Annotated in this window: 18 protein-coding genes and 5 pseudogenes; 20 read left to right on the top strand and 3 right to left on the bottom strand. The window is 30.6% G+C overall.

Annotated features, from left to right (window positions below; genetic code table 11):
* Positions 1-922 (bottom strand): annotated as a pseudogene (locus CO726_RS28925) (IS3 family transposase); the annotation flags it as partial.
* Positions 923-1,430: 508 nt separating this feature from the next.
* On the opposite strand from CO726_RS28925, the pseudogene CO726_RS33280 reads away from it, so the two are divergent.
* The 16 genes and pseudogenes from CO726_RS33280 to CO726_RS29015 all read left to right on the top strand — a co-directional run.
* Positions 1,431-1,664 (top strand): annotated as a pseudogene (locus tag CO726_RS33280) (alpha/beta hydrolase fold domain-containing protein); the annotation flags it as partial.
* 161 nt (positions 1,665-1,825) lie between these two features.
* Positions 1,826-2,890: a hypothetical protein gene (locus CO726_RS28935; RefSeq protein ID WP_099686583.1), complete on the top strand. Its 1,065-nt coding sequence runs from the start codon at positions 1,826-1,828 to the stop codon at positions 2,888-2,890.
* Positions 2,880-4,034, top strand: coding sequence for a DegT/DnrJ/EryC1/StrS family aminotransferase (locus CO726_RS28940; RefSeq protein WP_245916813.1), 1,155 nt, complete (start codon positions 2,880-2,882; stop codon positions 4,032-4,034). The genes CO726_RS28935 and CO726_RS28940 overlap by 11 nt, the downstream gene beginning before the upstream one ends.
* Positions 4,027-4,479, top strand: coding sequence for an NUDIX hydrolase (locus CO726_RS28945; protein WP_281259862.1), 453 nt, complete (start codon positions 4,027-4,029; stop codon positions 4,477-4,479). The genes CO726_RS28940 and CO726_RS28945 overlap by 8 nt, the downstream gene beginning before the upstream one ends.
* Positions 4,472-5,641 (top strand): radical SAM/SPASM domain-containing protein, encoded by a 1,170-nt coding sequence (locus CO726_RS28950; protein WP_245916818.1) that lies wholly within the window; start codon positions 4,472-4,474, stop codon positions 5,639-5,641. Before CO726_RS28945 ends, CO726_RS28950 begins: the two co-directional genes overlap by 8 nt.
* Positions 5,638-6,471 carry a phosphotransferase gene (locus CO726_RS28955; RefSeq protein ID WP_245916820.1) on the top strand — a complete coding sequence of 278 codons (834 nt, stop codon included), beginning with the start codon at positions 5,638-5,640 and terminating at the stop codon, positions 6,469-6,471. The genes CO726_RS28950 and CO726_RS28955 overlap by 4 nt, the downstream gene beginning before the upstream one ends.
* A gap of 283 nt (positions 6,472-6,754) precedes the next feature.
* Positions 6,755-7,156: a citrate/2-methylcitrate synthase gene (locus tag CO726_RS28960; RefSeq protein WP_245916822.1), complete on the top strand. Its 402-nt coding sequence runs from the start codon at positions 6,755-6,757 to the stop codon at positions 7,154-7,156.
* A 26-nt stretch (positions 7,157-7,182) separates the two neighbouring features.
* Positions 7,183-7,332 (top strand): citrate/2-methylcitrate synthase, encoded by a 150-nt coding sequence (locus CO726_RS33285; RefSeq protein WP_169513103.1) that lies wholly within the window; start codon positions 7,183-7,185, stop codon positions 7,330-7,332.
* Positions 7,333-7,334: 2 nt separating this feature from the next.
* Positions 7,335-8,687 carry a nucleotide sugar dehydrogenase gene (locus CO726_RS28970; protein ID WP_099686585.1) on the top strand — a complete coding sequence of 451 codons (1,353 nt, stop codon included), beginning with the start codon at positions 7,335-7,337 and terminating at the stop codon, positions 8,685-8,687.
* A gap of 100 nt (positions 8,688-8,787) precedes the next feature.
* A pseudogene (locus CO726_RS33085) lies at positions 8,788-8,934 on the top strand (topoisomerase C-terminal repeat-containing protein); the annotation flags it as partial.
* Between the two features lie 428 nt (positions 8,935-9,362).
* Entirely contained in the window at positions 9,363-10,007 is a 645-nt protein-coding gene (locus CO726_RS28985; protein WP_099686588.1) for a thermonuclease family protein, read from the top strand.
* 51 nt (positions 10,008-10,058) lie between these two features.
* On the top strand, positions 10,059-10,259 hold the full coding sequence (locus CO726_RS28990) for a hypothetical protein (protein ID WP_099686589.1): 201 nt from the start codon (positions 10,059-10,061) through the stop codon (positions 10,257-10,259).
* Between the two features lie 76 nt (positions 10,260-10,335).
* Entirely contained in the window at positions 10,336-10,623 is a 288-nt protein-coding gene (locus CO726_RS28995) for a hypothetical protein (RefSeq protein WP_099686590.1), read from the top strand.
* A 43-nt stretch (positions 10,624-10,666) separates the two neighbouring features.
* Positions 10,667-11,104: a disulfide oxidoreductase gene (locus tag CO726_RS29000; protein ID WP_099686591.1), complete on the top strand. Its 438-nt coding sequence runs from the start codon at positions 10,667-10,669 to the stop codon at positions 11,102-11,104.
* Between the two features lie 72 nt (positions 11,105-11,176).
* Complete coding sequence (locus CO726_RS29005) at positions 11,177-11,470, top strand: ArsR/SmtB family transcription factor (RefSeq protein ID WP_000207870.1); 294 nt, start codon at positions 11,177-11,179, stop codon at positions 11,468-11,470.
* A 550-nt stretch (positions 11,471-12,020) separates the two neighbouring features.
* A complete protein-coding gene (locus CO726_RS29015; RefSeq protein WP_099686593.1) occupies positions 12,021-12,437 on the top strand; it encodes a hypothetical protein in 417 nt (138 codons plus the stop codon).
* Between the two features lie 409 nt (positions 12,438-12,846).
* Here CO726_RS29015 and CO726_RS32025 read toward each other — a convergent pair whose 3' ends face one another.
* The gene (locus CO726_RS32025; RefSeq protein WP_169513104.1) at positions 12,847-13,005 is read right to left on the bottom strand and encodes a hypothetical protein; all 159 of its coding nucleotides are present in this window, start codon (positions 13,003-13,005) and stop codon (positions 12,847-12,849) included.
* A complete protein-coding gene (locus CO726_RS29020; protein WP_342750873.1) occupies positions 13,002-13,571 on the bottom strand; it encodes a tetratricopeptide repeat protein in 570 nt (189 codons plus the stop codon). Before CO726_RS29020 ends, CO726_RS32025 begins: the two co-directional genes overlap by 4 nt.
* On the opposite strand from CO726_RS29020, the pseudogene CO726_RS32030 reads away from it, so the two are divergent.
* The 4 genes and pseudogenes from CO726_RS32030 to CO726_RS29040 form a co-directional block, all read left to right on the top strand.
* Positions 13,529-13,642: pseudogene (locus tag CO726_RS32030) on the top strand (tyrosine-type recombinase/integrase); the annotation flags it as partial. The gene CO726_RS29020 and the pseudogene CO726_RS32030 overlap by 43 nt on opposite strands.
* Before the next feature lie 584 nt (positions 13,643-14,226).
* A complete protein-coding gene (locus CO726_RS29030) occupies positions 14,227-14,430 on the top strand; it encodes a helix-turn-helix transcriptional regulator (protein ID WP_000892395.1) in 204 nt (67 codons plus the stop codon).
* Positions 14,430-14,729: a hypothetical protein gene (locus tag CO726_RS29035; RefSeq protein WP_099686595.1), complete on the top strand. Its 300-nt coding sequence runs from the start codon at positions 14,430-14,432 to the stop codon at positions 14,727-14,729. The genes CO726_RS29030 and CO726_RS29035 overlap by 1 nt, the downstream gene beginning before the upstream one ends.
* A 131-nt stretch (positions 14,730-14,860) precedes the next feature.
* Positions 14,861-15,086, top strand: a pseudogene (locus CO726_RS29040) (IS4 family transposase); the annotation flags it as partial.

Raw genomic sequence — 15,086 nt, forward strand, 5'->3', positions numbered from 1 at the left:
GAAAGAGGGATTTATGTTGTAATTCGCGAGTAAGGTTTGAAATTCCTGACTTGTATATTGTGTTCCTAAATCAGTATGTAGAATGAGACCTTTTTGTGGTTTCTGTATATCGTAAGCGTTTTCTAGCACTTTTACCACAAGGTTCGTTGTCATATTTCGTGAAAATGAATACCCAATAATTTTCTTAGAATACAAATCCATCACTGATGCAAGATAACATCAGCCATCTTTTCGCGTGTGAATATAAGTGATATCCGCTACCCATTTTTCATTTATTGTCGTTGTAGAGAAATCCTGTTCCAGTAGATTAATGCGTTCTTCTACAGTTGATTTTGATGAATGGGGTTTATATTTCTTTACGATGATGGAACGGATATTTTCTTTTTTCATGAGTCGTTGCACGCGCTTTATACTTACTTGAAACCCTTGTTTCAATAGGGTTTGATGAATTTCCGGTGCACCATAACGCCCTCTACTCTCTTGATGGATTTGTATAATTTTTGTGGTTAACTCTTCATTTTCACGACTACGCTTTGACTCTGTTTTGTGCTGAGATTGGTAATACGAACTCCTCGCTATCCCAAGGGTTTGGCACATGATATGAATAGCGTGCGTTTCTTTTTGACAGTCGATTAATTGGTGTAATTCTGTATCATTTATTTTCTCGCGAATATGGCCATAGCTTTTTTAAAATTTCATTCTCCTCTTTTAGACGAAGCATTTCTTTTTTCATTCGTTTTAGATCTTCTAGTGTCATTTCATCCTCATCAACTGATGTGATAGTAGAATATGCTTTAATCCATTTATAAAAGGTTACTTCTGATACGCCATACTCGCTGCTTAATTCTTTTACTGGTTGTCCCGAACGATATAATTCAACCACCATTTTTTTGAACTCTTCATTAAATTTTTTGTTTGTCATACGGACACTTCCTCCTTGAAATCCATTGTAGGGACTTAACTAAGTTGTGTCCATATGACTATACTAACTCCAGAGTTTTAAAAAAATTGTCATTTGATATAATATGGAGCTCAAATTCAAAAATTAGGTTAACTAAATTCACTATATTGAGGAGAAACAGCTATGGCAATTGATATTTCAATTGGTAAAATTTTGAAGGACATAAGAACAGAAATGATTAACAGAGGAAACTAAGCCTAAACAGATGATATATTATGATAAAAAAGCAAGATGTTATATGAAAGTTTTAGACATCATTAACACTATGATTGATAGCGATATCTAAAATATACCCGTACGGATATACAAACCAATAAATTATGAGAAATTTCACTACAATACTGGATCATATAACAGTAACTATAATTTTAATCTCACAAAAGAGAATACGGAGATCTTTTGGAACCATTATTTATAAGATGTAAGCCAAGGCCAAGGTCAAGGTCACGAGTCGTAAGCATCTCCTTTATTAGCAAAAGCAGATGACTTACCTTCTACCCTTATTATCTCAGCTGGACTAAATCCTCTGAGAGATGATGGAAATCTTTATACACTAAATCTAGAGAAAGAAAATGTCCCAGTTGAATACCTTTGTTTTGATAGCTTAGTTCATAGCTTTATTCATATGGCAGAAAAGTCTAAACTTGCTAAGGAATCATTAGATAATATAATTGTTAAGCTGAGAATTTTGATTTGTATTTAAAATTCTCAATTTTAAATTATGAAAATAAATTTTGAATCCTTATATTTATTTAAATATTTTTTAGGATTTTATTGAATAGTTGGTATTATAAGGATATACTAAATAAGTATGTTTATAATTTTCATATTCATATAAACCATAGCTTAGGGAGATAGACATTAATGAATACTTATAATATTACTTATCTCAATTGGGAAGTCTTCTTTCAAACTAAATATCCCTTGTTAGTTGATTGGATAGAGGATTATTTTTCAAATGAAAAAATAATAAGAGATGTAGAGAGAGAGAAATTAAAAGATAAGTGGATAATTACTTATGATGATACTCTAACTACATACGATTGTTTGAGTGAAAATAATAAAGAGTACCACGAAGTAATAGTAGAAAATCAAGTGTTTTACGTATCTATAAGAAAAGGACAAAAAACTATAAATATAGTTTCAAATGACTATCTTTCTTATAATATGAATAATACTATTGATTATTTTGTTATGAGAATTATTAGAACACTAATACAAATTCTTGTTATAAAAGATGGGTATACATTCTTTCATTCAGCTTTTGCCGAAATAAATGGTAAAGGTATCGCAGTTACTGGAGATAAGTTTGCTGGGAAATCGACTACTTTAATTAACTTACTTCAAATGTTTCCAGGTATTTTCGTATCTAACGACAAGGTGGCAATTAAAGGGAATTCAGAAAGTAGAATGAATGTTATCAGCTTTCCTATAGCAGCAGGGCTTCGGGTGGGAACAATATTGAAAAAGTTTAATGGTGTTAGTTTAAAAACTAATAGAACAGATAACCAAGAATTCTTTTCTAATTTCAACTCCCTTTCACTGGAAGAAAAAACAACTAATGGGGAAATAGATAAATGTGATATTAAATTATATTTAAGTGTTAAAGAACTATCACAAATCTTAAATGTTAACTTTAAATTCGAGTCGAAAGTTGATATGATTATAAATCCATTTTACGATAAAAAATTAAAACATTTATCAATCAATGAAATAAAAGGCAAACAAAGAGATCAATTCCTTAATTCTCAAATTCTCGATACTATTTGTGACGAATATTTATTTTTAGAAAAAGAGTTATTAGGAACAACCAATAATAATTTGAAATTACAAAATAGTGTACCAGTATACAGATTAGGCTATAACGAATCATTAGAGAGTGAATTTCAGGATTTTATAGAAGGGAAATTATTAAACCATGGTTGTTGACAAGCAATTAAGTATAGGAGAACCCTCACCAGGCTCAATTTATGGAGATGAAGAAAGAGAAGCTATTTTGGAGGAATTAGAAAAGTTTTATTCTTGGAATCTGCATGATTACAAAGATAAAATTTCGGAATTTGAAAATGCTTTTTCAAAATATATAGGGTGTAATTATTCAATTGCCATAAATGGAGGTGGTGCAGCCTTAGATTTGATATTAAAAGCTTTGGATTGTAAGCCCACCGACGAGATAGTTTCACCAGCAATTAATTTTCATGGAACACATTCTGCAATAATTAATACAGGAGCAAAATTAATTCTATGCGACTCCGCTAACAATCTAAATATCTGTATAGATAGTTTAAAAAGAAAATTATCACCGAGAACTAAAGCTGTTGTGATAACTCATATGAATGGTCTAGGCTGTGATGAGAACGAGATACTGAAAGAATTAAATGATTATTCTTTAAAAACTGGTAAACAAATAAAATTAATTAGTGATTCAGCTCGATCTTGTGGAAGTGCAGTAAATGGTATAAAAACAGGAAATTTATCGTGGGCTACTTTCTTTAGTTTTCAAAGAAAAAAACAAATGAATACCCTGGGGGAAGGAGGAATGGTTACAACTAACGATTTAGATTTAGCAGAAAAAATTAAAGCGTACAGAAGTTTTGGTATGGGGAAAATATGGGGAAGTAATTTTAAAATGACTAACATTCAAGCTGCTATTGGAATAGAACAGTTAAAAAAGCTTGATTTTAATAACTCTTTAAGAAGAAATTTAGCTGGAAAAAGAACTGAAATTTTATCAAAAGTGTTTCCCGATTGGATTTTACCTGTAAATAATAATAAGTATTTTAATAGCTACTATTTGTATTCTATAATACTTCCAAATTACATGAGTAAAGATGATAGGGATAATATTATGAACGTTCTATATGATAAATATGGCGTAGGAAGTTGCATAGCTAATAATGTTACATATAAAACAAATAATTTTATTAAACAGAATGCAAGTTTCGATGGTTTGGAAAATTCCGAAATAATCGCGGATAGACTTTTTTGTGTAATTATTCACCCTAATCTCACAGAAGAGCAGGAAATTTATATTACAGATTCTCTTATAAAGGTAGGTAAGTTGTATGTCTAGACAGCCCAAACAGGTTCTTGTTATTCCTTTTATCATAGATCAAGGGAATATGAAGTTTTGTATACTAAAAAGGGAGGATATGAATTGGTGGCAATTTGTATCAGGAGGCGCAGAGTTTGGGGAAAGCTTAGCAGAAAGTGCACTCAGAGAAGTCCAAGAAGAAATTGGAATTAGTTTCTTGAACAATGAATTAATGCAGTTAGATACTTGCTGCAGTGTCCCTAAAAAATATTTTAAGGATAATGATAAATGGAATGATTTATATGTTGTAACTGAACATTCTTTTGCAATAAAACTATCAAATGAAGAAATTAGACTAAGTGATGAACATACTGAATTTAAGTGGGTTGCCTACGATGAAGCAGTGGAATTATTACAGTTTGATAGTAATAAAACTGCATTATGGGAGTTAAAAACGAGGTTGGAGGAAGTAAACAATGGCTAAATTAAAACAAATGATTAGAAATGATATTCCCCATGAATTTAATGAGATGAAAATACTAATGGAGCATCGAAAAAGATTAGAATTAATTCTTCAAGGAGAAGTTTTACCACCGTACGAAGTGTTAATTCATCCTACTGCAACTTGTAATTTATCTTGCAAATGGTGCATAGGACAAAATGTTGATAATGAAGAAACAACAAACGTAAAAAATGCCTTAACTGTACCAGAAAATTTAATGAATTTAGCAAAATCTATTGTTAATTATAAAAAAGAATATACTATTGATGGAAAGAAAGAAATATTTGGGGTTGAAAAAGTGAGCTTTTCTGGAATAACAGGCGAGCCCATGATGGCTTCAAAAGCTTTAATTCCAACAATTGAATATTTGGCTACAAATGATATAAAAGTGGGGATGTTTTCCAATGGTCTATTAATTAATAAAAATAATATGGAAACTATACTTAAGATGGATTACATACTAGTTAGTCTAGACGCAGGGAATGGCTCTACATATGATTTCTTAAAAACTGAAGATAAAAAAACCAAGAATTTTGAAACAATACTTAATAACTTAAAGATGTTAATAGATAACAGAGAGAAATATAATTCCAATTTAGATGTTAACATCGGATTCATAGTTAATGCATACAACTACAAAGAAATGTATGATTTAGCAGGCATATTAAAGTCAATTGGAGTACATAATTTTAGAATAAAGACAGATATTGCTTCAAGATTAAATGTAGACGATGAAATGATTAAAGAAATTAAGAGAGATTTTGAACGTATTCGACAAGACTTTGAAGATGGTTACTTTAAATTGGTAACAATTCACAAATTAGAAGAGAATGATAAAATTAGAACTTTTAATAAATGTACAATAAATAAACTGGTTTCAAACGTAAGTTCTGATGGCAATGTCTATGCATGTAATTACCATCCACCTATAGATGGAGTTAGATATGACAATGTCTTAAAATATGATTTTGAAACAATTTGGGAAAACGCTAATAAAGATTTTGACATAAAAGAATTATGTCCTAAGATGTGTGATCCTTTCAAAACTAGAGCTAATAATCTTTTAGATGCAATAACAGAAAGTGACAATATATCGACTGGTATTAATGAAGCACTCGATATTTATGAATTTGAAAAAAAATGAATCAAGGTTATTCAGGAAATTTACTAGAAAAAAAAGGGGATAACGTAATCAAAACTTATAAAAAAGACACTGTTGAAACAGTACGGAAAATAATGGATTTCACTAATTATTGTGCTGAAAAAGGATTTTGTAACTTCGCTACTTTAAAACATAATAATGACGGGACATGTCAAATAATATATAAGTTTATAGAAGGGCATATAAAAGAAGCATCTATGCTTAACTCAAAGGATTATATTACATTAGGTGATTTTTTAGGGGATTTTCATAGAAAGGTTAATGATTATCCAAAGGATAGGTTAATTAATAAAATCAAAAATATTGAACTACCTATGGTTGTCAAAGTTTTAAATAACCTCAAAGAGAACCTTTATACTAATGAATACAAAAAAATATTCATGTTAAATAAAGAAAAAATCGTCGCTGTTCAAAATATATTATTTACAAAGGATGTCATTCATGGTGACATGCATCTTAATAATATAATCCAAAGTGAAAATAAATTATTCCTTATCGATTATGACCAAGCTTCCTCTTTCCCAAGAATATATGAAGTGATGCGCTTTTTTTTCGAGTCAATAAATATTAGTCAAGATACTAAAGAGAATATTTTTCAAAACTTATTAATATATTTAAAATCATATAACGAACTCCAGCATTTTTCTATTAAAGAGAAACAGTGGATGATTTCATTTTATTTCTCAATATTGTTGAAAGACTATTCTGTGTATGAAACAGATAATGTCCAATTTCAAACAAAAAGGTTAATAAGAATGCAATTTATCTCTACTCATTTTGACACTTTGAATAAAATAGTTTCTTTAATCTAAAAGTTTTCTTTAATTACTTTTAGATGTTTCTCATATAAGGAGATAACTTACATTTTTAAAATATATATTATCGTTTTTTGACTTAAATGAGCCGAGTTTTCTACTCTATGAAAATTCGGCTTCTATTTTTTCATTATTAAAGGCTCATGAATATTTAAAGAAGGATGAAAAGAAATACTTCAAGAGGGTTTAAAAGGCGTTGAGGCTACTAAGACCGCAATAAGTAGTATTAATGGAGAAGAGGGGTAACTAATATATATAGGATATTATCGATGATTTAGTAATGAGATTTTCTTTTGAAGCAATCCTATATTTATTATGGCATATTTATATACCTAGCGAAAGTCAACTCAATATTTTTTCTCAACCACTAAAAATTTATAGAAAATCACCTTTATATGCATATAAATTAATTGAAAAGCTGCCCACAGAAATCGATATGATTAGTAAAATTCGAACGGTTATTTCCTCGATTAATACAAATGAGATTAAATCTAGACCGACTATAGATGAGGCAATCCGATTAACTGCTGCGATGCCAGTTATTATAGCCAGCTTGTATAGAATAGAAAAAAATTTAGATTTTGTATTGCCAAGCCAAGAATTCAATCATATCGAAAATTATTTATATATGATAACTGGAAAAATAATTTCTTCTATTCATTCGAAAGTATTAGAGACTTAAATGTTGATTTTTATGCAGCTGTTATTGTGAATACTTTAAATATAAATCCAGTACTTTTCATACCAACCTTTAGTGTTAGCAAAATTGTAGAATGGAATGCACATATTTTAGAGAAAAGTAGAGATAATACGATTTTCCGACCAGAATCATTACATATAGGAGATATTAAGAACTAAATATGAATAATTATTATAACCAATTAAGAGTAAAAATAAAAAATCATAATGCCAAAGTAGGGGTTATTGGGTTAGGTTATGTTGGACTACCATTAGCAGTGGAATTATCAAAATCTGGTTATACTGTATATGGGATTGACCTAGATAATAAAAAGATAGATAAACTTTTAAATGGAAATTCTTATATTATGGACATTAGCAATGAAGAAATTGAATTTATTACAAAATCATGTGATTTTACTCCTACTAGTAATTTTGAAATCATTAAGGATTTAGACGCAGTGAGTATTTGTGTACCAACTCCTTTAACTAAGTTTCAGGAACCAGATATGAGTTATATTATTGCTGTCATGAATGAAATTAAGAAATATATGCATAAAGGTCTACTAATTACGTTAGAAAGTACTACATATCCTGGAACTACTGAAGAACTAATTGAACAAGAATTAAATAATCAAGGCTATTTAGTAGGAGAGGATTATTTCCTATGTTTTTCTCCTGAACGTATAGATCCAGGAAATACGTTTTATAATACAAGAAACACACCTAAAGTATTAGGTGGAACTACTAAAAGATGTACCAAATTGGGAGTAGATTTATATAGTAATTTTATTGATACTATAGTTCCCGTTTCATCGCCCAAAGTTGCAGAGATGAGTAAACTTCTTGAAAACACATTTCGCAGTGTTAATATAGCTTTCATTAATGAGATGGCTATGTTGTGCGATAAATTAGGGATTGATATTTGGGAAACAGTTGATGCAGCGAATACAAAGCCATTTGGATTTATGAAATTTACTCCTGGTCCAGGAATTGGTGGACATTGTATTCCACTCGATCCTATGTATTTAGCTTGGAAGGCGAAAAGATCTAATTTCTTTAGTAGATTTATCGATACTGCACAGGAAATTAATAAACAAATGCCTGAGTATGTTTATAACAAAGTGAGTAATGCTTTAAACACCCACCAAAAGCCTATAATGGGTTCAAGAGTATTGTTATTGGGCATGGCATATAAACCGGATATTGATGATTTACGTGAAGCACCAGGTTTAGAAGTTTATGAGTTATTAAGAGAAAGTGGTGCATGTGTTGAATATAATGATCCACATGCTCACTCATTTACAGATAAATACGGGGAAAAAGTCACTTCAGTTGAATTAGAATATTCAAGGCTACCTGAATATGATTGTATAATTTTAATTACTAATCATAAGGCATATGATAACAATATGGTAGTTAAGAATAGTAAGTTAATAGTAGATACAAGAAACGCTTTTAAAGAGTTTGATGATCCGAAAATTATTAAAATAGGTGTAGATATTAAAAAATATACCTTAAATACAATGATGTAAAAAAAAGAGGTATTTTACTAATAAAAATACCTCTTTTTTCAATATGTTTCTGGGGGTTTCTGCAACTTATTACCTTTTTGCGTAAGATGCTACTTTATGGAGTGAGTTTAAGAAATTATTAGAAAAGAATATGACAGATACAATAAAAGGATTTATATCGAAAAAAACAGGGATATCATTCGATACAAAATTAACATATGACTCTACACAGAAGAGAATTACGTTTATATATGGGAAGAAGAAATAACATCGCGAAATCTTAAATTTCATATATAAAATTAATTAGAACTATGATATGATAAAAGTAACAAAATACTTCTAAAACTAACTTGCAAAAGGACACACCTACGCATACATATGCCGTAGGTGTGTCCTTTTTTATTTGTTTTTGAGATTTCTAGACTTAAAAGGGGGATATATATTGTGTACCAGAAATATAGCATCTGCTAATGTATCTTTTGAAAAATTGAAAAGCCAGGAAGAGAATGAAAAAAGCATGGCGTCAATATGCCCGAATTGTAAGAAACGTTCATTTAGAGAACTATATAATGATCATCAAAAATGGATACAGTTTTGCCTATTTTGTAATTATCGAGAAGTAAATACATTGGAAAGTCCGTTTGTTTATTAGACACAGCTATTTATGTATTTTAAGTAGGAGGAAGAAATTTCGATATGAAAATATGGGTTAAAGCTATTTGTATAACATCATTCGTAATTCAAATGTCAGCATGTAGCAGCTCCGTGCAAACAAAAAATGATTTGAGACCTGCCCAAGCAGTACAAAACGGAATACAACAGAACGTAGAAGGGAAAGGTATTGTTGATATTCCAGAAGCGTATAAGGATAAATTAAAAGGCTTAGAGACCGTAAAAGGGAGGGTATTACATATAAAAGACGGCGATACGATAGACGTGAACTTAAAGGGGCAGAAACAGACGATAAGATTGCTGTTATTGGATACCCCCGAGTCCGTATCACAGAAGATTCCACCACAAAAGATGGGGAAGGAAGCGTCGTTATTTCTAAAGAAACAATTAAAAGGAAAAAGCGTAACATTGGTCTATGATCGTGGACCAAAAGAGGACAAGTATGGCAGGAAATTGGCATATGTATTTTGTGAAGGGATACATATCAACGAATTAATGGTCAAATCAGGATATGGTATTGTAGCGTACATTTCAAAACCTAACACTTCACTGCTTCCACAAATGCTAGAAAGCGAAAAAGAAGCAAAGGCGTCAAAAACTGGTGTGTGGAGCATAAAAGGGTATGTGGATGAAGAGAAACATCATTATAACCGTAATGATGCGGCTTAGCACCCTAATCCATTGCAATACAAATATTTGTGCAAAATGGAGGTTTTTTGAATGAATGAAAACAAAAGAAATATGCTCTTATCCTTTATCATTTCAATTTTATTTATTTTCGTGAGCCTATTGCCATTTAGTAGTAATGAATATGTGTATGTTATCTCCAAAATTGGTGCTGCAGCTGGTGTAATAAATATTGTAATGATGAGCGTATTCTTATACTTTCAAAGTAAAAAAACGAGACATCTCTTGAATTAATACGGAAAGAGCGCTTGTTTTCCTTACTCGTATACAAAAGAAAAGAGTAAGGAAAACCGAAAGGAGAATGTTTTAGATGAGTCAAATACCAGGGTTCTTGAAGTTTGTTTTAGCAAAGGAAAGAAGATATGTATATTTGGCTGTAGCTAAAAAGAAGAACAAAAGAGTGCATACACAAATTGTATATAGATTTGGTCCGCTAGCAAAAGCGTTAGAAGCCATGTATGTAATGCGTGATGATTTTGAGAATCTTTTCCCTTTAGAATTAAAAGAGAAGGGTTATGACTGGGAAGATATCAACGATTGGATACTGTCTATTGAAACTGGGTATTCGAAACACGGAAACAAACTAGTCATATATTAGCAAACGTTTAGCATTCTAATAAGACAGGTGAGGCGAATATAAGATGTCAATCATTCGAAAGTATCACATTGCAATTGCTTGGATGATAGCAACTAGTGCAATGCTCATAAGTTTGGTTTTTAGTGAATGGATGAAGCTCCCCCCATGTGATTTGTGCTGGTATCAAAGGATGGCCATGTATCCATTAGTATTAATATTAGGTATAGGTATGTATAGAAAAGATTCATACGTAAGTACATATGCATTTCCATTTGCATGTATTGGCTTATTAATAGCCGTTTATCAAATTACGATTCAGGCTTTTACAACAAGTGAAATGAAGATATGTTCAGTAGGTGTTTCTTGTACAGAAGATTACTTGAATTTGTTTGGCTTCATTTCAATACCTATGCTATCTTTTGTTGGATTTTTAGTCATCATAATACTTTTATATATTAAACCTGATAGAGAGGCAAAAGAACAAATAACACAGCAATTATGATCAATATACTCATACAAACACAAAATACTTTTAACTTAAAAATAAAAAAGAAACTAAAAAGGAGAAATTAAAATGACAACTATTCAAGCAAGTAATGAGATGTACAAAATCCCAGAGGCGGATGTAGAATTATTAAAGATTATGGCCCATCCAGTTAGGTTACAAATTGTGAAGGAGCTAGAACATCGCAAGATTTGTAATGTAACACAATTAACGGAGCTATTAGATGTCCCTCAATCAACTGTATCTCAGCATTTATCTAAAATGCGCGGGAAAATTTTGCGTTCTGAAAGAAGAGGATTAGAGATGTACTATCATATTGCAAATTCCAAAGCATGTCAGATTGTTAGTGTACTAGGTTTATAGAAAAAAATTTTGATCTCCCTAAAATATTTAATAAAAATGAGACAGGAACAGTGAGGGATGCTGTATATGCGGCTACATGTAGTAAAAGTGATACGGAAAAAGAAAATAGATGAAGAGAGAAAGAAAAGTGTATTCACTCAAAATAGTAATGTCATTTTCAATTCTTCTTTTCTTGCTGATAATGCCGCTAGAAAGGAAATGCAGCGAGAAAGAATAATGTCCCTGAATCTAATGATGAAACAAACAATACTACACAAGTTGCATTAGGCGTGGCACTAAGTGCGGCTATAACATCCGCTTTATTGCAGAACGCTATAAACATAAGCATGGAATGTGGTCCTTCTACTGATGGGGGAATTGACTGTGGTGGTTTTTAATATTTAGTTAGAGAGAACTATTATTCTAACGAGAGGGAAATTTAAAAGTATGATTAAAGAAGTAACAAACTCTTCGGATGTAATGGTAAAGTTAAATATTTGAATTTAGAGCATCTGTTCACTTATAATTATAATAAATGAATGGATGTTTTTTTCCTATTGGAGGGGTTATTTTGGAAAATACGCTAGAAAATAAATTAAATAAGTTAGGTATTACTTCTGAACGAGTTAATGAAATAGAAAGGTTAACTTATATACCATATTATATTGAAGGAGATACACCTTTTAGAGGTACGCAGTCAAAGGTAATTGACTTAGATGATTTGGTTGGAGTATGCAGATGGGATGCTGATAAATTTACAAGTTGGATTGATGTTTTAGACTCACTTCATAAAATGAGAAACTTTACGATTTTCAACAAACAATCTTTTGAAAAAATTATTATAAATCCACCAAGTCATGTTAATACCCCTGAAGTAGTAGAAATAGAAGGCGAATTATATATTGAGGGTGAAGGAAAACATAGATTAACAATGGCTAAATGTTTAGGGGTGAAAAAAGCAAAAGTTCAGGTGAATTATCTTAAATAAGGTATATGATGTGGTAAAACTTGGACATAAAAGTTAATAAAAAAGAATGTAGATTATATGTCTGCATTCTTTTTTATTAATATATGCCTACATATTTAGCTAGAATATTTAAAAGTTTTGTTGTTTTCCAAAGTAATAATATTTCCTTCTTAAAATCACATCGGATCTGTTTTATTTTGTATACTCCAACGTCTTACACCTTCTTAGTTTACAAGATTGGAAAAACACTTCAAAAATTCCATTATCATTTTTATATATTCGCAAATTTTGATTTAAATTTTAAAGAAAACAATCTTACATCCTAATTATTTCAGGTGAAGTATATATAACATACGAAAAACTCTCCCCTACAAAAAAAGTGTATTAATTTAGGGACAGGAGTTCTTCGGTTGAGATAACACAAGAGTTATTACATTCCTTCACCATGGGTATTTGTATATTTTATAATTTCCTGATTTTGTACTGCAATCATTGCCTCGCCGTGAGTATTACTTAAAGTGATTGGTGCTGCTAGCATAAAACCTGAGAATAAAAGTCCTGCTGTACTAATTAGTATTTTTTTCATCATTTCAAAGCACTCCTTTTCTCCATTTCAATTTTAGCTTTGTATCCCACACGGAAGTATTGGCTTACTTTCAAGTGGTTACCTTCATCATAATATTTGTTTGCTAATTCATCAGCATATATTTCAACAAAATGCCATAAATTTTCTTCTTGGATATAATGGATTCCTTCAACAATAATCTTTTCGTATTCATCTATAGGAGTATGCTGTAATCTTGCATTTAGAATCGATAAATGATGATAATATTCTTTATTATTTTGTGCATTACTAATTTGCACTCCTTTATCTATATAATCAGCAGCTTCATTTACATTGCCTAGTTTCTCATGTTCTTTAGCTAACAGATACATTGTTTTACAGCTACCTTCTAGTGCCTTAGAGAGATAATTGATTGCTAGTTGAGGCATATTTTGATCTGAATATAGACGCCCTATATTATGGCGAATCATATGAATAAGTTGTGTTTGCTCTTGTTTGGTTACAATATCTAAAGCGGAAAGAAAATACTCTTCAGCTAACTCGTATTGATGTAGCCATGTTACAAGAAATACTAAATCACAGCACACCACAAATTACACTTAAATATATTGGTATCAATCAAGAAGAAAAAGATAACATACTAGATATATTTTATATTTAGTAAATCAACTACAATTTCAAAAGTATGATATCATGATAATTATTATATATAAATAAAGGGATTAAAATGACAATACAAAGCCTAATTTACAATATTTTATCTTTCTTAAACAAGCACCATGCAATAAAAATATTTATAATAGCAAATATCATTGTGTGGGGATATGTCTTATCAGAAAATATAGGTGAAAATTTAGGACAACTTTTATATCATATAACACACTAAAACCATATATTTTCATAGCAAGGGAATGCTTGTAGGCTGGATCTATACTGTATTCCCTTATTCTACTATGTGGTGCTACCCCATCGCTATCAAGCTAACAAAATACAACTACCCCCAGAACGAAATTTTGTGCTAATTTGTAATAAAAAGCTCATTTTCTCGTTTTGGGGTGGATTTGTTTTCTTAAGTTGGTGGGCATGCGGCAGAACCCCCAATAAATTTAATAGCGTATAATTTTCATGTTTTTTCGGCGAAACATATAATGTATTATTTGGTTCGTTGTAATATATTCTTTACTTTTTGTAAAAAAGATATTACTATTACGTTAATATAACTGTATAATAGAAGAGAGGAATGACATGCTTGAAAATAATATAGTAGTAGGAAGAGCTGAAAAAAGATGGACTCAACAACAATTAGCAGATGCAGTTGGTGTCAGTCGACAAACTATAGTAGCTTTAGAAAAAAATAAATATAACCCTTCTTTGATTTTAGCTTTCAAAATTTCTAATTCACTTGAGAAAGAGATAACTGATGTATTTAAATATAAGGAGGATGAATAATGGTTAATATTGCTACGATTGTAATTTGTGTGTTAGTAGTATTGGTGTTTATTGCAGAAATTTACAAAATTACATTTGAACGTCGGATGGAGTCACAAGATGAGAGAGGGCAAATGTTCATCTTTAAAATTAAGTCATTATCTTATACTGTTCTAACCGTTGGTATATTAATTGGAGTAGCATTAGTAGCAATATTTAAGTTAATAGATAAGGAATATTTTATTTATTATGTAATGCTTGTGTTTTTTATTCAAAGTATAGTATCATCCATTTATTTGGCTTTTGTTCGGAAAGTATAAAACTGTTCACTAGATAGCGGAGTATTTTTACATATTCTATTAATACTATTAATTCCTTCTTCAAAAATTCCCCTAAAATGAAAAAATACGCTATTCTTTCTGTAGAATCATAGGAAAGGATGGCGTTTTTTATGTCTGTTTCTGTTTCTAACGAATTACAACTATTTGCTCAAGAGATTCAAAGTGCCCTATCTCCAAATGCCTTACGGGATCTTGCTAGAGATGTTGGCTTTGTACAACGAACCAGTAAGTACCAAGCAAAAGATTTAGTCGCTTTATGTGTATGGGTGAGCCAAAATGTAGCGATGACTTCTTTAACTCAGTTATCTAGCTGTTTAGAAGCATCAACAGAAGTAC

This window comes from Bacillus fungorum, from assembly GCF_002746455.1.
GTDB classification, from domain to species: Bacteria; Bacillota; Bacilli; order Bacillales; family Bacillaceae_G; genus Bacillus_A; species Bacillus_A fungorum.